The sequence below is a fragment of the Corynebacterium sp. MSK035 genome (assembly GCF_030232615.1).
In the GTDB taxonomy this organism is placed as follows: domain Bacteria; phylum Actinomycetota; class Actinomycetes; order Mycobacteriales; family Mycobacteriaceae; genus Corynebacterium; species Corynebacterium jeikeium_D.
The window spans coordinates 20,698-42,313 of sequence record NZ_JASPJP010000002.1; the positions used below are offsets into that span (position 1 = coordinate 20,698).

The window sequence follows — 21,616 nt, forward strand, 5'->3', positions numbered from 1 at the left end:
CAATTGGGTGGAGTGACGAAAAAGGCGCGAGAATCTCCCGGCAAAACTCGGGGAAATTCTCGCGCCTTCAATGCGCTACAACTGAAGCACTAGATGCCTAGCCCTCAAGCACGCTTGCTTAAAGCATGCAGGATACGCAACCCTCGACCTCAGTACCCTCCAGCGCAACCTGACGCAGGCGGATGTAGTACAGAGTCTTAATACCCTTGCGCCATGCGTAAATCTGCGCACGGTTGAGGTCACGAGTGCTCACCGTGTCCTTGAAGAACAAGGTCAGCGACAGTCCCTGGTCAACATACTTGGTAGCGACCGCGTAAGTGTCAATGATCTTCTCGTAGCCGATTTCGTAGGCGTCCTGGAAGTACTCACGGTTGTCATTGTCCAAGTGCGGAGCCGGATAGTATACGCGACCGATCTTGCCCTCCTTGCGAATCTCAATCTGAGATGCAATCGGGTGAATCGACGAGGTCGAGTTGTTGATGTAGGAAATCGAACCGGTCGGCGGCACTGCCTGCAGGTTACGGTTGAACAGGCCGTACTCCATGACGTCGGCCTTCAGTTGCGCCCAGTCCTCAGCGTCCGGAATGTGCGCGGTGGAGTTCTCGAAGATCTCCTTGACGTGCTGAGTCTTCGGCTGGAACTCTGCCGGATCGAAGTTATCGAAGTACTTGCCGCTGGCGTAGTCAGAGTTCTCAAAGTTGACGAACTTCTGACCGCGCTCGCGAGCAATCTTGTTGGATGCGCGCAGGACTGCGTAGAGCACTGCTGCGAAGTAGGCGTTGGTGAAGTCCAGGCCCTCTTCCGAGCCGTACATAATCTTCTCGCGGCCAAGGTAGCCGTGCAGGTTCATCTGCCCCAGGCCGATGGCGTGAGATCCGTCGTTGCCCTTGCGAATCGATGGCACCGAGTCAATAGAAGTCTGCTCACTGACCGCAGTCAGGCCACGGATGGCAGTCTCGACAGTGCGACCAAAGTCCGGCGAGTCCATGGTCATCGCAATATTCAGCGAACCGAGGTTACAGGAAATGTCCTCACCCACGTGCTCGTAGGACAGGTCCGCATTGTAGGTCGACGGGGTGTTGACCTGCAGAATCTCCGAGCAGAGGTTCGACATGTTAATGCGGCCCTCAATCGGGTTCGCGCGGTTAACCGTGTCCTCGAACATGATGTACGGGTAGCCGGACTCAAACTGAATCTCAGCGATGGTCTGGAAGAACTGACGCGCGTTGATCTTCTGCTTACGAATACGCGGGTCCTCGACCATATCCGCGTAGTTCTCAGTGATATTAATGTCCGCGAACGGCTTACCGTAGACACGCTCGACATCGTACGGGCTGAAGAGGTACATGTCGTCGTTACGCTTGGCCAGCTCAAACGTGATGTCCGGAATGACAACGCCAAGCGACAGCGACTTGATGCGAATCTTCTCGTCCGCGTTCTCACGCTTGGTATCCAAGAAGCGCATGATGTCCGGGTGGTGCGCGTGCAGGTAGACAGCGCCAGCACCCTGACGAGCACCCAGCTGGTTAGCGTAGGAGAAGGAGTCCTCCAGCAGCTTCATAACCGGGATGACACCGGAAGACTGATTCTCGATGTGCTTAATCGGAGCACCCTGTTCACGCAGGTTGCTCAGCAGCAGCGCCACACCACCGCCGCGCTTGGACAGCTGCAGCGAGGAGTTAATGGCGCGACCAATGGACTCCATGTTGTCCTCGATACGCAGCAGGAAGCAGCTCACCGGCTCGCCGCGCTGGGCCTTACCGGAGTTGAGGAATGTAGGAGTAGCAGGCTGGAAACGTCCGGTGATGATCTCATCAACCAGGTGCTGCGCGAGCCCCAAGTCGCCGTCGGCAAGCGTGAGAGCAACCATGCAGACACGGTCTTCGTAGCGCTCCAAGTAACGCTTGCCGTCGAAGGTCTTCAGTGTGTACGAGGTGTAGTACTTGTAAGCACCCAGGAAAGTCTGAAAACGGAACTTGTGGGCGTAGGCCTGCTTAAACAGTGCCTTGACGTCCTCAAATTCGTACTTCTCCAGAACCTCGGCCTCGTAGTAATGGTTCTCTACCAGATAATCGAGCTTCTCCCGCAAGTTGTGGAAGAACACAGTGTTCTGATTGACATGCTGCAAGAAGAACTGCCGCGCAGCCATGCGGTCTTTATCGAACTGAATCTTGCCGTCTTCACCGTACAGATTCAGCAGCGCATTGAGCGCGTGGTAATCCAGCTTGTCCTCACCCACCGGCTCCGCGACCTGCTTGCCCATTTCCGACACGTTGACTCCTTTAATATTCATTTGCCTGCACAGGGTCTGTTCCAACACTGCCCAGAGCAATCCAATCTAGCTATTTTCCTCGCACACCGCTTTACGACGGCTTCCGCGAGCGTATCCATTCGGTTGTCCTCAGTGCCCCTTCCCTCGACACTGAGGCTTGCCAACTTAGGCGCTGGCTCTACCGTGGAAGAATTCCTCTAGCCCTTCTCGGACTCGCCGCACATCGTGGTCGGTTCCCATCAGCTCGAAGCGATATAGATATGGAACCTTGCACTTGTAGGAGATGACATCCCCTGCTTTACAGAAGTCCTCACCGAAGTTGAGATTGCCGGCAGCAATCACACCTCGGATGAAAGAGCGGTTGTGCTCATTATTAAGAAATTTGATGACCTGCGGAGGAACTGGCCTTGAGTTACCACCGCTGATGGAAACGCCACCACCATAAGTCGGACAAATGAGGACATAGGGCTCATCGACGATAAGCTCCGGCTCATTACGACGGATGGGAATGCGGGCATTTTTGATACCTAGCTTTTCAACAAACTTGTGTGTATTCCCCGTCGCCGAGGAGAAATACACCACCAGCATGAGAGCTTCACCCTTTACATCGCAAAACCCCCGCAATCTTCGCTTCCCGGGTGGTCAACGAAATCTGCGGAGAGGTGTGTGATTCTTACGCTGCCTGGAGAGCCTTGATGCGATCCGGACGGAAACCCGACCAGGTCTCAGTGCCAGTGTCAACGACCGGCGCCTGGAGGTGACCGAGAGCCATGACGTAGTCCCGAGCCTCATCGTCCATGGTGATGTCGACGATATCGTAGGCAATTCCAGCCTTATCGAGGGCACGAGTGGTAGCGCGGCACTGGACACATGCAGGCTTGCTGTAAACGGTAACCATGACTCTCACAAACTTTCTGGCTTTGGGTAAGACCAATGAATCGGATCGACTTCGTACAAACAACGGAAGCGGCCGAGGAATCAGCGGATTGGTTGAATGACCGAAAGCTCCCAGGGTTCATGAGAAACCGAGTACGGGTGGCAGACAGGTCCTTTTAGCTCTCCTTGGCTCGACATCGAAAACACTACACTTGGTGCCTAGAAAACTCTAGTCATACTAGATGTAGTACTCACAACCATGGTATTCCCTGTTCGGAGATCTCTGGCGCACAAGATGTTGTACACAGACGCACCACAACCTTGTAATTTCACGCTAAAAATTCTAGAAAATCGTAGAAAAACAACTATCGGTGGATTTTGGTTAAACCAATTACTGCATGACGCCCCGCAGCCGACCGCACCGATTCCAGGCGCCGCAGTGTCCCCGCCCTGCCTTTGTCCCTCCCCTACCCAACTTCGGATTCCGCAGCGATCTCAAAAATCGCGGGCTGCACATATGAACACGGGCTGCACATATGAAACTGTGCGAGTTTATGACACTTTCAAGCCAATTTTCGGGCCAATTTTGACATAAACGCAGTCAGTAACTTCCATCGCCCCACCGCCCCCAGCCATAAACGCTGTCACCGCCTGAACCTACCTCCTCCAAAAACCAAAAACCGCAACCTTTGGCCACAGTAAAACTGCGACTTCAGATTGCGGTTTTGGCAATAAATGAGGAAGCTATTTGCTTCGCGCTAGCCTAAATAAGGCTTAGCCCTGACGGGCCTTGAAGCGCGGCTCCTTCTTGTTGATCACGTAGACCTTGCCACGACGGCGCACGACCTGAGCGCCCGGCTTGTTCTTCAGCGACCGAAGGGACTTGCGGACCTTCATTCGGGCGCTCCTTTCTACTCGGCTCCGAAACGGGAATGTGCACACTGCACTCTCCCCGGACAATCACCCCAGTGACTGCCTGGCAACGCACCCTTCCTGATAATCCGAAGAAATATCAAAGAGGATGCGTTACGACACGAGTTGCCATACTACCTAATAAGCGGAATAACTCCAAAAATCCGGGGGAAACATGTTCTTTGACGGGCAACCCCAAGATCGCGACTCCCCACGTTGCAACTGCTTCCACTTCTCTACTTGGCAGCGGCAATCATGTACTCGCGGACCTCGGCAAGCGTCTTACCTGAGGTCTCCGGCACCGCCTTGATGGTGAATACCAGCGCAATTGCGCCCGTAATGGCAAAGAAGAAGAACGACCACGCACCACCGACAGCATCCACCATCGGAAGAAAAGCCTGCGCCACAAACCAATTCGCAACCCATAGCGCGAGCCCTGCCAGCCCCATACCCAGGCCACGAGCCTCTGTCGGGATGATCTCGGAAATCAGGAGCCAGGTCGCCACCGACACAGCCGCCTGCTGAAACACGATAAATACGGTCATCAGCAGAAGCGACATCATGGCACCCGTCGAAGAGTTACTCGACAAACCATAGACGGGCGCCAGCACGAGCAGCGAGCTTGCACAGCCCACCAAACCGATAATCAGCATTCGCCGACGACCAACGCGGTCAATGATGCTCATACCAATTGCACACGAAATCACCGAGGCGATACCGATGATGATGGAGGTATAGACAGAGCTTTCCGTCGACAAGCCAACCTTGTTCATCATCGTCGGCGCGAAATACATAATCGCGTTCGCGCCCGTGACCTGTTGCGTCACACCAATGAGCATCGCAATAATGACGGTGCGTCGCACCCACGGGGTTTTCACGGCAAGGCGCTCGGCTGCACGCTGATCGGCGCTTGACGACGCCTCATCAACGGCAACCTCAGCCAGGGTCGCCTCATCTCCCTGCATCTGACGCAGCACGGCCAGCGCCTTGCCCTCCTGTCCTCGACGGACGAGGTAGGCCGGAGTGTCCGGCAGAACCAGCATGCCGATGAGCAGCACGATGCCGGGGACAGCGCCGAGTCCAAGCATGAGTCGCCAGTTACCGGAGGAGGCTAGGGCGGAGTTGGTGAGGAACGCCACCAGCTGACCAATCACGATCATCAGCGAGTTCAGGCTGACCAGGCGTCCACGCACATGCGGTGGTGCCATTTCGGAGATGTACATCGGTACGACGATGGAAACACCACCGATACAGACGCCGAGCAAAGTACGCGCAGCACCCAGCGAAAACGCACTAGTAGCGAAAGCACACCAGATACTGCCGATGATGAAGCCGACCGCTCCGAGCAGGATGGTGCCACGGCGCCCCAGGGAGTCCGCTACGCGACCGCCCAGGAACGCACCGATAGCCGCACCGACCAAGAGCATGGCGGTGACAGTGGACTCCTGTCCTGGAGTCAGCTCAAAAGAGCGCTGGATATACAGCAGCGCGCCCGAGATGACACCGGTGTCGTAACCAAAGAGGAGGCCGCCCAGAGCGGCGATGATAGCCACGGCTATCGACCGAGTTGTGGTGGTTTCCCGGTTCGGTCCAGTCTTATTCTGTTCGGTTGTACTCACGCTGGAAATCTTGCCACCGTCCGGCCAAAGACCCCCTATCCGAACAGCACTTACTCGATAAAGATGAGAGTTTTGGCACTCTTCTGGCAGGAAAATCATCCCTTTTCCCGTCCTGAACTAGCGGTAGAGTGAGGCTCATGACACCAGTAGGCACACAGGATTTCCCACACCCCCTCCAGTCGGAGATTATTAACGACCTCCACGTCCAGCCCACCATCAATGCCGCCGAGGAAATCAGCCGCCGAGTCGATTTTCTCTGCGATTATTTCCGCGCCGCGCACGCCAAGGGATTCGTGCTCGGAATTTCCGGCGGTCAAGATTCCACGCTAGCCGGACGTCTAGCGCAGTTGGCCGTCGAAAAGCTTCGCGACGGCGGCGAGGACGCCACCTTCATTGCCATTCGCCTCCCCCACGGCGTGCAGGCCGATGAGGACGACGCACAGGTGGCACTGCAATTCATTCAACCTGACCAAAGGCTAACTATCGATATCGAACCGGCCACCGCCGCGATGACCGCCCAGGTCACCGATGCCCTGGCCGGCAGCGCTATCAGCGACTTCAACAAGGGAAATATTAAGGCCCGCATGCGCATGATTGCCCAGTACGCAGTGGCGGGTGTTGACGGCGCTTTGGTCATCGGCACAGATCACGCCGCGGAGGCTGTCACCGGCTTCTACACCAAGCACGGCGACGGCGCCTGCGACCTCGTTCCGCTGCAGGGGCTGAGCAAGCGCCAGGGCGCGGCCTTACTCCGTCACCTCGGCGCACCAGCCAGTACGTGGGAGAAGGTGCCGACGGCCGACCTGGAAGAAGATCGCCCTGCGCTTCCCGACGAAGTTGCACTCGGGGTGACCTATACCGCCATCGACGACTACCTCGAAGGCAAGGCCGTCTCAGATGAGGATGCCGCGCGAATCGAGTATCTCTACTCCATTTCCCGGCACAAGCGAGCCGTCCCTCCCGGACCGGCCGATTCCTGGTGGCGCTAGGCTACTGCCCCGGGCCACCGATCCAGCGTCCCGGACAGAGCAGCAAACCCCTTAAGAGAAGGCCTCCGCGCCAGCGTCCCAAATAGCCCCAACTGCGGCCAAGCTGTCTGCCGCACCGGCTTCAGCGCTGGGTTCCAGCGCAGGTGAACCATCCTGGACGAGCTCGGCGGTCACCAAACCGTGGGCGAACGCCCACATGGCCAATCCCTTAGGCTCATCGCCGGCAACCTTAATGAATGCATCACGAATCCAGGCATCCAACGACGAAGGCGAGACGACATTCACGAAATTAGTGCGACTCATCAGCCGGTAACCATGCGGATCGTCGAGAACTGCCTGGCGGTACGCCTGCAGCAGAGACGCCGAAGTGCATTCCTCATCAATGGCAGCATGAATACGCTTGCCCAGATTCTCGAGGCTCTCGGTCAGCAGCAGCTGAAGGAGCTCTTCTTTGCCGCTGATGTGCTTGTACAGCGATGGCGCCTTCACATCGAGCCGCGCCGCTAGGCGGCGCATGCTGATAGCACTCCAGCCCGATTCGCGCAGCATCGCGCGCGCTTCATCTACGATCTTCTGCATACGTGGGGACTGCCTGCGCACATCGGGCTGCGCTGGCACCCCATCGGTCGATTCTATGGTGCACGTCACATTTGCGACTGTAACGCGTTGAATCTCACTTAGGGCGCTTTTGGGTAATTTAACCCAACAATTTTTAAAAAAACAGCTAACGGCGGTGCTCAGTCACTAAAAGCTGCCTTTGCACGCTGCTATCTCTGCTTCACGACGGAGCCCCCACCGTCGTCAAGCAAAAGCGCCGTATGCCGCCGCTACGCTTCGTAGCGATTCGGCTCCTCCCCGAGGTGGAAATGGCGACCCGAAACATTGTTCGGGGTAATGCGCACGTAGTTGTACTTCAACGTCGGCAGCCAGGGCTTCAGCGGCAGCTCATCTGCAGCGTTAATATCAGCGCGGGAGGTGAGAACCTCTGCGTCCCCCTTAACGATGACCGACCAGGCCTTCTGAGCATCCTTGTCAACAAAGTCGGCCTCAAAAAGAACATCGTGGTTCAGAGAAACAGTAAAGAGCTTCGACCCCTCGGCAGTGCGGAAGTAAATGTTTCCCTCATGAACGACGTAGTTCAGTGGGAAAAGATCCATATCGTCTTTACGACGAACAACCAGTCGCCCAAAAGTCTGCGTAGCCAGCAGCTCAAGGGATTCTTCGGTGGACAGTTTCTGAATAACGGAGTCGTTGTGTGCCATACCCCCAGTATTCCACCGTTCAGACAAAGTTGCTACAGCCATACGGATTACCAATCATTGAGGTAAACGGCGAGCACACTACCCAGGGGCAGATACAAGAAAACCCCCGGTCATAACGACCGAGGGTTTTTCTACTGGTGGAGCTAACGGGACTCGAACCCGTGACCCCCACACTGCCAGTGTGGTGCGCTACCAGCTGCGCCATAGCCCCAGAATCAACATCGAAGTGGCTTTCACCCTCCGCTGTGGACTCCTCAAAGGCTACATGGCACTGTCATGTATCACCAAATCCGCATGTAGAACACTCTTTTACGTATTCGCCGAGTGCCCCAGAGTGGATCTGCCGAACATGAACTGAAGATGAATCGTGTGAGCGTGCACGGAACCTAGCGCAGGGCCACCTTGACCCACTGCCCCAGTCCGCCATCACCGGAAATGTTCTCCAGAATATCCTTGCCATCGACAAAGACGTGCGGTGAGGAAACCTTGCCCAAGCGCTTCTCAAGGTCATCGAAGTTGGCATTTGCGCTTGCCTTAGCCTCGGTGGTGTCGATGCCGGAACGGACTTCGCTGACAATTTCGTCAGCAACACCGAGCTGCTCCAGACGGTCAGCCAACTCATCATCGCTCCACGTGACAGAGTTCTGCTGGTCAGCCATCATCATCGTGCGGAAGTTCCAATATGCGCGAGCATCACCGGTCTCAGCAATCTTGCGGGCAACCGCGAAGACGCGAGTGGAGTGACCGTCACGCTGCTCCTTCTCCTGACCATCCAGGAAGTTCAGCGTGCGGTATTCAGCGACAAGCTTGCCGTCGTTTAGCGCCTTGAGCTCATCATCGTGGCCCTCTTCGCTCATCTGAGCACAGTAGTGGCACGAGTAGTCCTCAAAAATCGTGGCTGTTTTAGCCCCTTCGGCGCCGTCCTTGCTCAGTCGGATGACATCGCCGTCGAGTGCGACGGAGAAGTCGACGTCCTCATCTGGCAGTCCCTCAATCGGCTGCGACCGGCCGATGTAGATAACGCCACCAATAACAACTGCAACGACAGCAAGAAGAGCAATCAGGCCGACGACGAAGCCACTGCCCTTTTCATTTGGATTCTTAATCTTCTGACTCACACCGCTTACGATAGCGGTGTTTTCTTGCCAATGACACAATTGCGCCTGAGAAAACGGAAATGGTTGTTAGGCCGCATCGCTAGGCCCCATCACCTTGCCCCATTCCCCTGGCCTATCCCCTAGGCTTCCCCTCTAGCCAGCGGACTAGGCGTAAATGGCAAACTTCTTCCACGGCCACACGTACACAAATACAGCCAAGGCCAGAAAACCGATGTCTCGGGCGATTGACTTTAGATATGAAACCGCGTCAGCGTTCTCGTCGTAGCCACCGCCACCAAAGCAACCGCAGTCAATCTGCAGGCCGCGCGCCCACGCCGAGATAATGCCGCCGATAAACACCAGCAAGAGCGCGCCAGACAACACCGCTACCGGGCGCAGGAAAAGCCCCAATACCAGCAGGAGTCCAAGGATGACTTCGAAAGCGGGCAGCGCAACCGCTACCATCGGCACCAAATCGCTCGGCAGCAGCTCATAAGCTTGAACTGCCTGACGCGATTCCAGCGGGTTCAGCAGTTTGATAAGACCCGAGTACAACCAAACTGCAGCCAGGCCGAATCGTGCCACCACGCCTACGAAATTCTTCATACACAGAAATGTTAGTACAGGCTAACTGTTTACAGCTAGCCCAATGGTTACCGATTACCCGTTCAGGACTGCCGAGACCACGTCCTGCGCCTCAGCCTGAACCTGTGCCAGGTGATCCGCGCCTTTGAAGGACTCCGCGTAGATCTTGTACTTATCTTCAGTGCCCGACGGACGCGCCGCGAACCAAGCGTTCTCCGTAACCACCTTGAGGCCACCAATCGCAGCGCCGTTGCCCGGTGCTTCAGTCAGTTTGGCTGTAATGGTCTCCCCTGCCAGGGTGTCGGCCTTGACCTGCTCCGGCGAGAGCTTCTTCAGGATTGCCTTCTGCTCACGGGTTGCGTCCGCATCGGTGCGGGCGTAAGCCGGGGCACCGTACTTATCGGCGAGTTCTGCGTAGAGCTGCGATGGAGTCTTCTCGGTCACAGCCTTGATCTCGCTGGCCAGGAGGTCCAGGATGATGCCGTCCTTATCGGTAGACCACACAGTGCCGTCGTGACGCAGGAACGATGCACCAGCGGATTCTTCACCGCCGAAGCCGATGGTGCCGCCGAGCAGACCCGGGACGAACCACTTGAAGCCGACTGGAACTTCCACGAGCTTGCGGCCCAAATTGGCAACGACGCGGTCAATCATCGACGAAGACACCAGCGTCTTACCGACCGCGGTCTCCTGCGACCAGCCCGGACGGTGCGCGAAGAGGTAGTCAATGGCAACGGCCAGGTAGTGGTTCGGGTTCATCAAACCCGCGTCCGGTGTCACAATTCCGTGGCGATCGGAGTCCGCGTCATTGCCGGTGGAGATGTCGAACTTATCGCGGTTACCAATCAGGGACGCCATCGCATTCGGCGAGGAGCAGTCCATACGAATCTTGCCGTCTGTATCCAGCGTCATAAAACGCCAGGTCGCATCAACCAGCGGATTGACCACGGTCAGGTTTAGGTTATGCGCATCGCCAATTGCGCCCCAGTAATCCACCGACGCACCACCCATTGGGTCGGCGCCGATACGCACGCCGGCATCACGGATGGCGTCGAGGTTGACAACATTCGGCAGGTCCGACACGTATGCGTTGAGGTAGTCGTGCTTTACGACGAGGTCTCCGGCCTTATCCACCAGCTGGCGCTTAACCCCATCCAGGCCCTTAGCCAAGTATTCATTAGCACGAGCTGCAATCCAGTCCGTCGCATCCGCGTCCGCCGGACCACCGGTCGGCGGGTTGTACTTAAAACCACCATCCCGTGGCGGATTGTGGGAAGGGGTAATCACGATGCCGTCGGCACGCGCGGCGCTACTCCCCGTCGGACCTCCCTCCACGTCGCGGTTGTACGTCAGAATCGCGTGGCTGACTGCCGGAGTCGGCGTGTAGCGATCCTGAGCGTCAACCATCACGGTGATGCCGTTGGCCGTGAGCACCTCGAGGGCGGAAATCATTGCCGGCTCGGACAGGCCGTGGGTATCGCGACCGACGTAGAGCGGACCTTCAATGCCCTGGCCCTTGCGGTAATCCACGATTGCCTGAGTAGTGGCGTGAATGTGGTCTTCGTTGAAAGCGCCGTCGAGGGAGGAACCGCGGTGACCGGAAGTACCGAAGACGACCTTCTGGTCGGGGTTATTCGGGTCCGGGTGCTTTGTGTAGTAAGCAGTGACCAGTTCCGCGACATCGATAAGGTCGGATGGCTGGGCCAATTGCCCGGCGCGCTCATGAGCCATTGTGGGTATCCTCCTGCTGAATCGGCGAACTGCGCAACCACCGATTTCACCGCCGACGAGCCGGCCGGAATGGGGAAACCGGACTTAAATGCGCTTCCTCTTCCCCAGTGTCCCCGTTTTAGGGTCAGCGCGCATGGCAAGAACCACTCGGTAAGGCAAACTCGCCCCTGCAATAGGGTGCAGTAGGTAGATTGTCGCGTGCCGACGGGAACACCTCCTGGTGAAAGATTCCGAATTGTCGGCGCCTACCTCCCCTTTCGCCACTGTGCTAGCGTTTTCACCGTGAATGAGGAATCTGTCGTTGCGAAACTGCCATCAGCAGGACGGGCGCAGGTTCTCATGGCCCTGGTTGTCGCCGGCGGTGCCGCTATTGGCGCGGTAAGTCGCTTTCTGCTCGGCGCGGCAATCGATGCGATTGTGAGCTCGGGAACTAGCGCAGTTTCGACCACTGCCATCAACTTGTTGGGCTGCTTTCTCTTCGGCCTGGTCAGCAGTATCGCGTTTGCTAATCCTCGGCTTTCCGCTTTCTGCGGTACTGGCTTTTGTGGCGGTTTCACCACTTTCTCCGCATTTGTCATTCTCTTGTTGGTGCAAGCGGACACGTCAGTCGTACTGATTGTGAGCGTCGGACTTATTCATCTGCTGTGCTGCCCTCTCGCCTACTGGTTGGGCACCAAGTGCGCACGGGAGGTCGCGGAATGACCGGCGATCTCCTCGGCTCTTTTTCCTCGGCACTCTCTGCCATCCTCGCTATCGCAGTTGGCGCGGCAGTAGGTGGAGCGCTGCGCTATGCGCTGGCCGAACTTGCGGTGAAGTGGGCTGATTCCAAACTACCCGGAACGTGGACCGCGAATATGATTGCCTGCTTCGTCGCCGGTGTCGCTGCTGTGGTGTGGTCGCGGGGAACGTCGATAAGCAATGGCATGACGCCTGCTCTGGCCTATGCGACGGTAATGATTGGCTTCGCCGGCGGCCTGTCGACGTGGTCCACACTCGCCGGAGAGATCGTACGCCTTAAGAACCAACACTTTTGGAGGGCATGTGGGTACCTTGCTCTCACACTGATTGGCGGAATAGTTTTTGCTTTCGTCGGAATGTGTTTACCCCCACTTGTGGCGAATTAGTAGCACAATAATCATTTTCTGAGAAATTAATGATCGAATTTAGGCTTTCTACCAGTAAAGTTCCACAGCATGGAAAGCTTCAGCGATTTTGCCTCAGCGGCGGATAGTTTTATTTGGAGTCCGTATCTCCTGATCCCCGCGCTGATCGGCACCGGAATCATTTTGACCATTCGCCTGGGTGCAATTCACCTGGTCAAACTCGGCCCGGCACTGCGCCTCGGACTCATCGACCGTAACGACGAAGACGCCGAGGGAGATATCACCAACTACCAGGCGCTTGCGACGGCTCTCGCGGCAACAGTCGGTGTCGGCAACATTGTCGGTGTCGCTACCGCGATCGGCCTGGGTGGACCCGGTGCGCTGTTCTGGATGTGGGTGACCGGCCTGCTTGGTATGGCATCGAAGTACTCCGAGGCATTCCTGGGTGTGAAGTACCGTCAGGTCGATGCAGCTGGCGAACAGTCCGGTGGCCCGCAGTACTACCTGCGCAAGGCCATCCCGAATGGTTTTGGTAAGACGCTCGGTATTCTCTTCGCCGTCTTTGCTGCGCTGGCAGCGTTTGGTATCGGCAACCTGACCCAGGGCAATGCCGTGGCCTCGAACCTGGAAAACAGCTTCGACATCGATCCGACGCTCTCCGGCATGATCATGTTCATCCTGGTAGGTGCGGCGCTGATGGGTGGCATTAAGTCGATTGGCCGCATCACCGCCGGCTTTGTGCCGATGATGATTGTGCTCTACATCGGTGCGGCCGTGTGGGTGCTCGTCGCCAATGTCTCGGCGCTGCCCGAGACCTTCAAGCTCATCTTCACCGATGCTTTCACCGGCACCGCGGCCGTTGGTGGGTTCGCAGGCTCCACGCTCATTCTCGCCCTGCAGATGGGTGTTGCCCGCGGCCTGTTCTCCAACGAGTCGGGCCTGGGTTCCGGTGCTATCGCCGCTGCCGCCGCATCGACCACTCACCCGGTTCGTCAGGGTCTGGTCTCCATGACTCAGACCTTCATTGACACCATCATCGTCGTGTCCTTCACCGGCCTGGTTATCATCAGCACCGGTGTTTGGCAGGATGGCAACGTCGACACTGGCGCTCTGACTGCTGAGGCATTCTCCCGCGGTCTACCTGGCCACTGGGGTGGCACAATCGTCACGCTGTCGGTTGTCTTCTTCGCATTCTCCACCATGCTGGGCTGGTCCTACTACGGTGAGCGCGCATTCGAGTCCCTGGTCGGTCGCCGCGGCACCGGTCTCTACCGTGCGGTCTTCACCTGCGTAGTCTTCGTCGGCGCTGTTACTCATCTGGAAACCGTCTGGTCCGTCGCCTCGGCTCTCAACGGCCTGATGGCGCTACCGAACCTCATCGGTCTGATTGTCCTGTCCGGGCTCATTGCGCGCGAGACAAAGGCCTACCTCAAATTTGACCCGCAGTTGCGCGCAACGGCGGCAGAGATTGATAAATGGCAGTCTCAGCAAAACTTCGAGGCCTTCAGCAAGAACTAGCTGAAACTAGCAGCTGCTCGTAGGGACTACGACAAAAACTACGAGCAGGTCTGCGCGGTCTCCGGCTTTTCGATTGCCGCAAGCGCGTCGTCAAGCACAGAGACCTTTACCAACTTCATATCGCCTCGGTCGGCAGTCACAGCCTCTGCGCAATTGCCTTCCGGCACGAAGAACATCTCGGCGCCCTCATCTCGGGCGGCCGAGATTTTGTGTGTAATGCCACCGATTTCGCCCACGTTGCCGGCAGCGTCAATAGTGCCGGTGCCAGCGAGGTGCTGCCCCTCGGTCAAATCGCCTGGACTCAGCTTGTCAATCACTCCGAGCGTCATCATGAGACCCGCAGACGGACCTCCAATGCCGCTGAGCTGGTACTCAACCTTGGTGTCGTCCGCGGATTGCGCCCCCATCCCAACGCCGAGCAGCGCGGCATTCTTCTGATGCGGATTTTCCGCCAGTGTCACAGAAATATCGACGGCTTTCTCGGGGTCAGAGTCCTCGCCCTTAGCAGTCTTCTGCTTGTCGACGGTCGCAGACTTGACCCTCAACGTGACAGTATCGCCCGGGTTGCGTCCGGCAATAATCGCCTTGACTTGCTCAGGCTTGCTTACGGCCACCCCATCCACGGCGAGAATCACATCGTCTTCATGCAGTCGCCCATCGACGGGACTATCCGGCACTGTGTAGGCGACGGTGACTTCCATCGGCAACCCGAGATGTGCCAGCGCAGCGGAGGTGGCGTTGGCCTCTGACTCGGTGAATGCAGCCTTGTTCTCCTCTTCCACCTCGTCCTGACTCTGGCCCGGAGGGAAGACCGCCTCAATGGGGACGATATCGTTGTCACGATCGAACCACAGGCCAATGACCTGCGGCAATGTCAGGTTATGTCTGACTGCGACGGTTGTCATATCCAGCGTGCCCTTAGAGAGTTCGGAGTCCGCAGCACTGCCACTGACCGAGATAATGCTCTTGCCCTCGACATCGCTGAGAACATCGAAGACCGGGCCAGGCCCCTGCGCGGCATAGGGCACTGTCAGCGTTGGCAGCGAGAGCACAGTTGCCAACGCGGCGATGGGCACAGCGCCCGCAACAAGAGTTTGGGTACGACGATTCACAAATAACACCCTACATTCTCGCTATCTGCCTACTGGACACCTGATGAATCTTGTCCGTGTCTGTTCGCTGGGCGCGAAGTTGCCAATAAAGTGGTGCTTTTAAGTACTCACGCGGGTCATTGCCCGGTACGGTGGGAGCATGAGTTCTAACGGATTTGGCTTTGGTCCGAACGACAATGATGACGATCGCGACGACGCTGGCAACAATGACTCCGGTCAGGGCGGTCAGGGCGGCCAGGGCGGTCCTTTCGGTTTCTTCGGGTTTCCCTTCGGTGGCATGGGCGGCGCCGGTGGCTTCGGTTTCGGCGGCCCCGGGCAGCCCGGCAGCGGCGCCTCCGGCAAGGGGGACCAGCCGAACTTGGGCGATATTCTCAACCAGTTCGGCGAGATGTTCTCCGGCATGGGGCAGCGATTCCAGGAGTCTAACTCTGGCCCTGTCAACTACGACGCGGCCGAGCGCGTTGCGCGGACCCGTCTTGGTAACCCGGCTCCGGTGAAGGACTCGGCCCGCGAGGCGCTGACTGATTCCCTGCGCCTGGCCGAACTGTGGCTAGATGACGTCACCTCCCTGCCGGCTGGTGTCAACCGCGTAGAAGCGTGGAATAGCCTGCAGTGGTTGGAGAACACCAAGTCGACATGGACTCGCCTTGTCGATCCCGTCGCCAGCCGCATGAGTGATGCCTCCCTCGAGGGTGTTCCAGAGGAAGCTCGCGAGATGATGGGGCCGATGCTGGGCATCATGCGCCAGATGAACTCGATGAGTTTCGGTACTCAGCTAGGAAATGCGCTGGCGGAGTTGGCACAGACGAGCCTGACTGGTTCTGACCTCGGGCTGCCGCTACACACCACTGGTGCGGCGGTACTGCTGCCAACGCATCTCGTCGCTCTCGCGGAGGAACTCGAGGTTCCAGCGCGCGATCTGTTTATCTACGCCACTGCCCGCGAAGCTGCCCACCAACGTCTCTTCGACCGCGTGCCATGGCTGGCTGAACGCATGATTTCCTCTGTCGAGGAATACGCTGCCGGCATCGTCATCGATTACTCGGCGATTGAAGAGGCCGCCCGCGGTCTGGATATTGAGAACATGCAGGATCCGCAGCGTATGCAGGAGGCTATGAGCGAGCTGCAGAATATGGATCTGAGCCCGAAGATTCGTTCTCGTAACGAGAATGCTCGTACTCGTTTCCAGACGCTGCTAGCACTGGTCGAGGGATGGGTGGACATGGTTGTCACCGATGCCCTCGGTGAGCGTCTATCGGGTGCCGCACAGCTGGATGAAGCCTGGCGTCGTCGCCGCGCCACCGAAGGTGCTGAACAGGCGCTGGAGAAAGCCACCGGCATTGACCTCGGATCCCCCAAGGTGCGTGAGGCAACCAACTTGTGGCACCGTCTGACCACCGCTGTGGGCATCGAGCGACGCGACAAGGTCTGGGATCACCCGGACTTCCTGCCCGTGGCAGAGGATTTGGATGAACCCGCGGCCTTTATTGATTCGGTCCTTGGCGGCTCGGAAAACGATGACTTCGACCCGATCGCAGAGCTTGAAGAGCAGCTGCGCAAAGAGGCCGAAAAGCGCGCGGCTGAGGGCAACGACAGTGACGCCGACGACGATAAGTAGCGAGTTAGCTCTGGGTTCCCCAGCGTTGATACGCCTCTAAATAGCCCCGTGCCCGTTCGTGGTACGGGGCTTTTGCCGCCCAATACCAGAACTCTTCGGTATGACCACCGTCGACGAAAGTGTGCACCAGTTCGTGCACAATGACATCGTCGAGGACGTACCCCGGGACGTCGGCAAGCCTGTGCGAAATGCGAATGCGCCCAGGACTATCGACACCGCCGGTGACGGATGCCCACCTGCGCGACATGTTCTTGACCCATTTGATTGACTCGAACCGCGGGCGATCTTCCAGCACCGTACGAGAGAGCAGCCGTGCGCGGCGCTCCAGCTCGGAATTATCCAGGTTGCTGCCAACTTTCTTCCGCACTCGCGCAACAATTTCATTGACCTGCTGTTTTTCCGCAGCGGCGCTGAGATCGTCCGGAACCATGACAATGATCCGGTTTCCCTCCGCGCGGGCGGACACAGTACGGCGGCGGCGCTTCGAGCGCCGAACCTCAACATCCGGGCCGTACTCAGGTCGCTTGGTGCTCATGCTTTTTAAGCGTATATGCTCTGCGCTGCGATTGCGTAAAAGCTGGCCCCGGGGTAAAAGATATTTTTATGGGGGAATACAGGGATACGTCTCGGGGGCGGGATGGTACGGCTGGCGTAATAGGTTCGCACGCACCCGCTGCACAAACACTTGCCGCGCCTGCCACGGACTACGCGCTGCGGCCGGAGGTACCGATTGTCATGCGCCCAGGCGCGCGGATTCAGTTCGGCGTGGAACCGGAGCGCAGCATGATTCTGCCGCTTTCCGACGGCACCCCGCCGGGGCCTGTCTTCTCGGCGCTTCTTGCAGCTCATAGAGGTAGCACCTTAAGCGAGGCCTTTACTGACAGTCACGACAAACTGTCACCGCAGTTCATTACCGCACTTATCTCCGACCTTCACCGAGCCGCGCTGGTCCAAAAACCACCGACACGGCGGAGGATTACGCTGATCGGTCGGGACAGCTTGCGCACCGGACTTTTAAAGGAGCTTCGTCGCACGGGTTGTGGTAGTTGGACGACGGCAATGTCGCCCACTCGCAATGCGACGCTAAAAATATCTCAATCCACACCGGAAGAGATCGGGCTCGCGGTGGTCACGGGCATGGAAGTACCGAGCATGCCCTTGGTTCGCGCTCTGTTTCATCGTGGAATTGAGCATCTGCACACGCATTTCCGCGATGGGGCACTGATTCTTGGGCCGCTTGTTCAACCAGGTCAAGGGCCCTGCTCGATGTGTTTCGAAGCTTATCGACGAGACCACGACCCCGTCCGGGCACTGATTGCGCTACAGCTTCGCACTTTTACGCCCGTGGCCGCACCGGAATGGCTGAACACAGCGGTGCCACTGTTGGTTGGGCAGCTGCGGCGGCCGGATCTCTCAGATCTATGTGCAACGGAGGTGCGCATAGATCTGGAAAGCCTCGATATCACCCGCACTACTGTTGCTCCCCACCCGCAGTGCCCAGTGTGTGGTCATGGCAACTCGCATATGCAGTTCATGTAATTCGAAGTGCCTTGAGCAGAATCTGACTAGGAATTCACGAAAGAATTGACGATTCCCAAGATGCCTTCGCCGAAATGATTGAGCTTCGCTTCTCCAATTCCGGGAATCTGCAGAAGTTCCTCCGGCGTAGTCGGCTGCTGCTCACCGATGGCCAGAAGGGTCGCATCGGAGAAGATCACGAATGCGGGGACCGTCATTTCCCTCGACATTTCCAAGCGCCATGCACGCAATGCTTCCAGTAGTGCAGGATCCGCACTGACTGGGCACTCTTCACAACGCCCTGAGATCCGCTCGGCATCGGTGTGCAATGGCTTAGTACAGCCCTTGCACTGTTTGGACTGCTGACGCTTACTGCGGGAACTAGAGCTCCTTGAGCTTCGCTGTGCCTCAGCCGAGTAGTCAGAGACATCAATGTCGAGTTCATCGAGGAATCGTGTGCGGCGACGTGACCTGCGGCCGCCTTCTGTCCGCGACAATGACCAAGATAGCTCCAGATGTTCGCGGGCTCGAGTAATGCCGACATAGAACAGACGGCGCTCTTCTTCGATGGCTTCCGCCCCCTGCGCAGGAGAACGGTCGAATTTATTCAGCGCATGTTGGATAGGCAGCGAACCGTCGGTAAGCCCAACGAGGAACACCGCATCCCACTCCAGCCCCTTGGCTGCATGCAGGCTAGCCAGCGTCACGCCATCCAGCGTCGGTGGATGTTTGGCCTGCTGCCGGGTGTGCAATTGGCCGAGGAGCGCCTGGATATTGACCTCGGTGTTGGCATGAACGATGTCTTTACACAGGTCAAATAGGGCGCGTAGTGACTGCCAACGTTCCCTGGCACCAGCGCCTTCCGGCTCTTGGTCAGTCATGCCAAGACCCGCGAAAACCTGCTTGACCAAATCCAATAGATTCGTGCCCTGCAATGTCGGAACAGTCCGTGAGGAACGGGAAACTCGCACAAGTGCAGCGATGGCATCGCGGATCTCGGGACGCTGGTAGAAACCGTCCCCGCCACGAACCTGGTAGGCGACTCCTACCTCGGACAAAGCCTGCTCAAAAACTGCGGACTGTGCGTTGATGCGGTACAAAACGGCAATCTCCGATGCCGGCGTACCCACGTCGATAAGTCGCTTGATGCTGCGCGCGGTCGCGCGAGCTTCCATCGGCTCATCGTCGTACTGGTTAAAAGTCGGCTCCGGGCCGTCTTCACGCTGCCCAATCAGCTTCAGCCGCGAGCCGGCGATACGCCCCTGCGCACGGCCGATGACATTGTTGGCCAGCTCGACGACCTGTGGGGTCGATCGGTAGTCCCGCTGCAGGCGGACAACTGTGGCTTCCGGGTAGTCCCGAGAGAAGTTCATTAGGTACTGCGGAGTCGCCCCTGTGAAGGAGTAGATCGTCTGGTTGGCGTCCCCGACAACTGTGAGGTTGTCACGGTCTCCCAGCCAGGCGTTGAGAACTCGCTGCTGTAACGGGGTGACATCCTGGTACTCATCGACGACGAAGCACCGATACTGGTTGCGGAATTCCTCCGCCACTGCACGGGAATTCTCCATCGCACCGGCGGTGTGGATGAGCAGGTCGTCGAAGTCAAGCAATAGCCCGTCAGGAGTGGTTTTTATGTCCTCGTAAGCGTGATAGCAATCGACAATTTTTTCCGCAGACAGAGGTGCCATGCGCCCATGCTCCCGCAGCGCGGCCTGGTACTGATCCGCACCGGCCAGAGTGGCCTTCGCCCACTCAATCTCGCCCATGACATCGCGGATCGTTTCCTTGGAGGTGTCCAGGCCCACCCGGCGTACTGCTTGGGCGACGACACGGAATTTCTTGTCATCCAACAGCTGCCAGGGCATATCACCGGCGACTTGGGGCCAGAAGTAGCGCAGCTGGCGAAGAGCTGCCGAGTGGAAAGTACGCGCCTGGACTCCAGGCGTTCCCATCTTTGCCAGGCGGTCGCGCATCTCCCCTGCTGCACGCGAGGTAAATGTCACCGCTAATACCTTCTGCGGCTGCACAAACCCCTGGTCAATGAGGTACTTGATGCGATGAGTAATTGTTCGGGTCTTACCTGTACCGGCTCCAGCAAGAATGCACACCGGCCCCATCGGAGCCGTTGCTGCCTCGCGCTGGTCTGGATCCAGCCCAGCTAGATAATCCGGCTTGTTCACATCCGCCTCTGAGTAAGTCAAAAGTTGTTAGACCCCATTTTTAAACTGGTCGAGTGCTATTCGTCATTGCTGTAGACACGGCGGACGTACAGCAGCCGGTCGCCTGGCTCCACCGACTCACACTCCGGTGAATCAATTCGGTACAGCTCACCCGAGCGCACCACGCCGAGTGCAATATCCGCGAGGTGCCGTGGGCTGGCACCGATTTCCTCTTCGGTGACCAGCCTCTCTGCAACAGAGAATCCTTCATCCGGGCTCAGGAGGTCTTCCATCATCTCAACCACCGAAGGAGTCACCGTGGCCAGCCCCAGCATTCGGCCGGCGGTTTCAGAAGAAATAACCACTTGGTCTGCACCTGACTGCGTCAACAAGTGGCGGTTTTCTGATTCACGCACCGAGGCCACAATTGAGGCACCCGGCGCCAACTCACGGACCGACAACGTGACCAGCACCGCTGTGTCATCTTTGTTCGGTGCAACGACTATAGAGCGGGCACGCTGAATACCAGCTAACTTCAGCACATCGGATTTGGTAGCCGACCCATGCACCGTCGCCAAGCCTTGATTCGAAGCGTGATCGAGTGCTTCCTTGTCCGTATCAATAACAACGATTTCTGCCGGATCTACGCCGTCCGCGAGAAGAGCTGCAATGGCAGAACGACCCTTGGTGCCGTATCCGATAACGACGGTGTGGTTGCGCAACTGTCTCCTCCAGCGCTGAATTTGCAGGGTTTTCCGAGATTCTTGGGTCAAAACGGTCAGAGTAGTACCGACCAAGAGAGCAAGGAAGGCCACGCGCAGTGGCGTAATGATCAAAATATTGAGTAATCGAGCCCTCTGTGTCACCGGCGTGATGTCACCGTAACCCGTCGTCGACAGGCTGACAGCCGAGTAATACACCGCATCGATGAAGGTGAGAGGCTCCGTATATCCGTTGCGGTCGTAGTAGACCACGACGGATGCAATCAGCAGCAAAAATACGGCGTAGTTCAAACGACGTATGATTAGCCGCCAAGGATTCTTCGGCGCGGACTCAGGCAGGCCAATGACTCCCAGCAGTGCATGCCCGGGAAGATCATTGAGCCCGGTTTCGTATCCCGAAGATTTCCGAATTGGATTACGCAACCGCTCCTCGCCTGCCTTTCATGAAAACTCCTCCCGGTGAAAAATAGCGCATACAAACTGCTGCTTTCACCTGGATAACTGGCCACGGCCACGCGGCAGT

20 protein-coding genes and 1 tRNA gene are annotated in these 21,616 nt (G+C 57.6%); 6 read left to right on the forward strand and 15 right to left on the reverse strand.

Annotated features, from left to right (window positions below):
* Positions 1 to 118 precede the first annotated feature (118 nt).
* The 5 genes from nrdE to QP978_RS01445 form a co-directional block, all read right to left on the reverse strand.
* Entirely contained in the window at positions 119 to 2,263 is a 2,145-nt protein-coding gene (gene nrdE / locus QP978_RS01425) for a class 1b ribonucleoside-diphosphate reductase subunit alpha (protein WP_187400023.1), read from the reverse strand.
* 174 nt (positions 2,264 to 2,437) lie between these two features.
* Positions 2,438 to 2,860 carry a class Ib ribonucleoside-diphosphate reductase assembly flavoprotein NrdI gene (nrdI, locus tag QP978_RS01430; RefSeq protein ID WP_049181994.1) on the reverse strand — a complete coding sequence of 141 codons (423 nt, stop codon included), beginning with the start codon at positions 2,858 to 2,860 and terminating at the stop codon, positions 2,438 to 2,440.
* Between the two features lie 85 nt (positions 2,861 to 2,945).
* Entirely contained in the window at positions 2,946 to 3,170 is a 225-nt protein-coding gene (gene nrdH, locus QP978_RS01435; protein WP_005511161.1) for a glutaredoxin-like protein NrdH, read from the reverse strand.
* 752 nt (positions 3,171 to 3,922) lie between these two features.
* Positions 3,923 to 4,045, reverse strand: a complete 123-nt coding sequence (gene ykgO, locus QP978_RS01440) for a type B 50S ribosomal protein L36 (RefSeq protein ID WP_005511141.1) — start codon at positions 4,043 to 4,045, stop codon at positions 3,923 to 3,925.
* Between the two features lie 251 nt (positions 4,046 to 4,296).
* Entirely contained in the window at positions 4,297 to 5,778 is a 1,482-nt protein-coding gene (locus QP978_RS01445; protein ID WP_141744329.1) for a sugar porter family MFS transporter, read from the reverse strand.
* Positions 5,779 to 5,816: 38 nt separating this feature from the next.
* Here QP978_RS01445 and nadE point away from each other — a divergent pair, with 38 nt between their 5' ends.
* The gene (gene nadE, locus QP978_RS01450) at positions 5,817 to 6,668 is read left to right on the forward strand and encodes an NAD(+) synthase (RefSeq protein ID WP_070545790.1); all 852 of its coding nucleotides are present in this window, start codon (positions 5,817 to 5,819) and stop codon (positions 6,666 to 6,668) included.
* A gap of 51 nt (positions 6,669 to 6,719) precedes the next feature.
* Here the strand turns inward: nadE and QP978_RS01455 are convergent, their stop codons facing one another.
* The 6 genes from QP978_RS01455 to pgm form a co-directional block, all read right to left on the reverse strand.
* A complete protein-coding gene (locus QP978_RS01455; RefSeq protein WP_224784081.1) occupies positions 6,720 to 7,316 on the reverse strand; it encodes a TetR/AcrR family transcriptional regulator in 597 nt (198 codons plus the stop codon).
* Between the two features lie 179 nt (positions 7,317 to 7,495).
* Positions 7,496 to 7,930, reverse strand: coding sequence for a pyridoxamine 5'-phosphate oxidase family protein (locus QP978_RS01460; protein WP_070549916.1), 435 nt, complete (start codon positions 7,928 to 7,930; stop codon positions 7,496 to 7,498).
* Between the two features lie 135 nt (positions 7,931 to 8,065).
* A tRNA-Ala gene (locus QP978_RS01465) sits at positions 8,066 to 8,141 on the reverse strand.
* Between the two features lie 175 nt (positions 8,142 to 8,316).
* Entirely contained in the window at positions 8,317 to 9,048 is a 732-nt protein-coding gene (locus QP978_RS01470; RefSeq protein WP_070429782.1) for a DsbA family protein, read from the reverse strand.
* 144 nt (positions 9,049 to 9,192) lie between these two features.
* Positions 9,193 to 9,633, reverse strand: a complete 441-nt coding sequence (locus QP978_RS01475) for a MauE/DoxX family redox-associated membrane protein (RefSeq protein ID WP_048733317.1) — start codon at positions 9,631 to 9,633, stop codon at positions 9,193 to 9,195.
* Between the two features lie 54 nt (positions 9,634 to 9,687).
* On the reverse strand, positions 9,688 to 11,343 hold the full coding sequence (pgm, locus tag QP978_RS01480; RefSeq protein WP_048733320.1) for a phosphoglucomutase (alpha-D-glucose-1,6-bisphosphate-dependent): 1,656 nt from the start codon (positions 11,341 to 11,343) through the stop codon (positions 9,688 to 9,690).
* A 282-nt stretch (positions 11,344 to 11,625) separates the two neighbouring features.
* Here pgm and QP978_RS01485 point away from each other — a divergent pair, with 282 nt between their 5' ends.
* From QP978_RS01485 to QP978_RS01495, 3 genes are all read left to right on the forward strand, one after another.
* Positions 11,626 to 12,045: a fluoride efflux transporter FluC gene (locus tag QP978_RS01485; protein ID WP_224784093.1), complete on the forward strand. Its 420-nt coding sequence runs from the start codon at positions 11,626 to 11,628 to the stop codon at positions 12,043 to 12,045.
* Entirely contained in the window at positions 12,042 to 12,467 is a 426-nt protein-coding gene (locus QP978_RS01490; protein ID WP_049172850.1) for a fluoride efflux transporter FluC, read from the forward strand. The genes QP978_RS01485 and QP978_RS01490 overlap by 4 nt, the downstream gene beginning before the upstream one ends.
* 69 nt (positions 12,468 to 12,536) lie before the next feature.
* A complete protein-coding gene (locus tag QP978_RS01495) occupies positions 12,537 to 13,964 on the forward strand; it encodes an alanine/glycine:cation symporter family protein (protein WP_048733326.1) in 1,428 nt (475 codons plus the stop codon).
* A gap of 38 nt (positions 13,965 to 14,002) precedes the next feature.
* Here QP978_RS01495 and QP978_RS01500 read toward each other — a convergent pair whose 3' ends face one another.
* Positions 14,003 to 15,076, reverse strand: coding sequence for a YlbL family protein (locus QP978_RS01500; RefSeq protein WP_048733327.1), 1,074 nt, complete (start codon positions 15,074 to 15,076; stop codon positions 14,003 to 14,005).
* A 139-nt stretch (positions 15,077 to 15,215) separates the two neighbouring features.
* Between QP978_RS01500 and QP978_RS01505 the strand changes: the two genes are divergently transcribed.
* Positions 15,216 to 16,694: a zinc-dependent metalloprotease gene (locus tag QP978_RS01505; protein WP_069359468.1), complete on the forward strand. Its 1,479-nt coding sequence runs from the start codon at positions 15,216 to 15,218 to the stop codon at positions 16,692 to 16,694.
* Positions 16,695 to 16,698: 4 nt separating this feature from the next.
* On the opposite strand, the gene QP978_RS01510 is transcribed toward QP978_RS01505, so the two are convergent.
* Complete coding sequence (locus tag QP978_RS01510; protein ID WP_016422236.1) at positions 16,699 to 17,229, reverse strand: YgjP-like metallopeptidase domain-containing protein; 531 nt, start codon at positions 17,227 to 17,229, stop codon at positions 16,699 to 16,701.
* Between the two features lie 68 nt (positions 17,230 to 17,297).
* On the opposite strand from QP978_RS01510, the gene QP978_RS01515 reads away from it, so the two are divergent.
* Entirely contained in the window at positions 17,298 to 18,233 is a 936-nt protein-coding gene (locus tag QP978_RS01515) for a TOMM precursor leader peptide-binding protein (protein ID WP_255467777.1), read from the forward strand.
* 26 nt (positions 18,234 to 18,259) lie between these two features.
* Here QP978_RS01515 and QP978_RS01520 read toward each other — a convergent pair whose 3' ends face one another.
* Both QP978_RS01520 and QP978_RS01525 read right to left on the reverse strand, forming a co-directional pair.
* Positions 18,260 to 20,329: an ATP-dependent DNA helicase UvrD2 gene (locus QP978_RS01520; RefSeq protein ID WP_284856810.1), complete on the reverse strand. Its 2,070-nt coding sequence runs from the start codon at positions 20,327 to 20,329 to the stop codon at positions 18,260 to 18,262.
* Between the two features lie 119 nt (positions 20,330 to 20,448).
* A complete protein-coding gene (locus QP978_RS01525; RefSeq protein WP_016422233.1) occupies positions 20,449 to 21,516 on the reverse strand; it encodes a potassium channel family protein in 1,068 nt (355 codons plus the stop codon).
* Positions 21,517 to 21,616: the final 100 nt, after the last annotated feature.

Coding starts and splice junctions, on each gene's coding strand:
- nrdE (WP_187400023.1), bottom strand. CDS start 2,263: ATGGGCAAGCAGGTCGCGGAGCCGGTGGGTGAGGACAAGCTGGATTAC.
- nrdI (WP_049181994.1), bottom strand. CDS start 2,860: ATGCTGGTGGTGTATTTCTCCTCGGCGACGGGGAATACACACAAGTTT.
- nrdH (WP_005511161.1), bottom strand. CDS start 3,170: ATGGTTACCGTTTACAGCAAGCCTGCATGTGTCCAGTGCCGCGCTACC.
- ykgO (WP_005511141.1), bottom strand. CDS start 4,045: ATGAAGGTCCGCAAGTCCCTTCGGTCGCTGAAGAACAAGCCGGGCGCT.
- QP978_RS01445 (WP_141744329.1), bottom strand. CDS start 5,778: ATGATTTTCCTGCCAGAAGAGTGCCAAAACTCTCATCTTTATCGAGTA.
- nadE (WP_070545790.1), top strand. CDS start 5,817: ATGACACCAGTAGGCACACAGGATTTCCCACACCCCCTCCAGTCGGAG.
- QP978_RS01460 (WP_070549916.1), bottom strand. CDS start 7,930: ATGGCACACAACGACTCCGTTATTCAGAAACTGTCCACCGAAGAATCC.
- QP978_RS01475 (WP_048733317.1), bottom strand. CDS start 9,633: ATGAAGAATTTCGTAGGCGTGGTGGCACGATTCGGCCTGGCTGCAGTT.
- pgm (WP_048733320.1), bottom strand. CDS start 11,343: ATGGCTCATGAGCGCGCCGGGCAATTGGCCCAGCCATCCGACCTTATC.
- QP978_RS01490 (WP_049172850.1), top strand. CDS start 12,042: ATGACCGGCGATCTCCTCGGCTCTTTTTCCTCGGCACTCTCTGCCATC.
- QP978_RS01495 (WP_048733326.1), top strand. CDS start 12,537: ATGGAAAGCTTCAGCGATTTTGCCTCAGCGGCGGATAGTTTTATTTGG.
- QP978_RS01505 (WP_069359468.1), top strand. CDS start 15,216: ATGAGTTCTAACGGATTTGGCTTTGGTCCGAACGACAATGATGACGAT.
- QP978_RS01510 (WP_016422236.1), bottom strand. CDS start 17,229: ATGAGCACCAAGCGACCTGAGTACGGCCCGGATGTTGAGGTTCGGCGC.
- QP978_RS01515 (WP_255467777.1), top strand. CDS start 17,298: ATGGGGGAATACAGGGATACGTCTCGGGGGCGGGATGGTACGGCTGGC.
- QP978_RS01520 (WP_284856810.1), bottom strand. CDS start 20,329: ATGGGGCCGGTGTGCATTCTTGCTGGAGCCGGTACAGGTAAGACCCGA.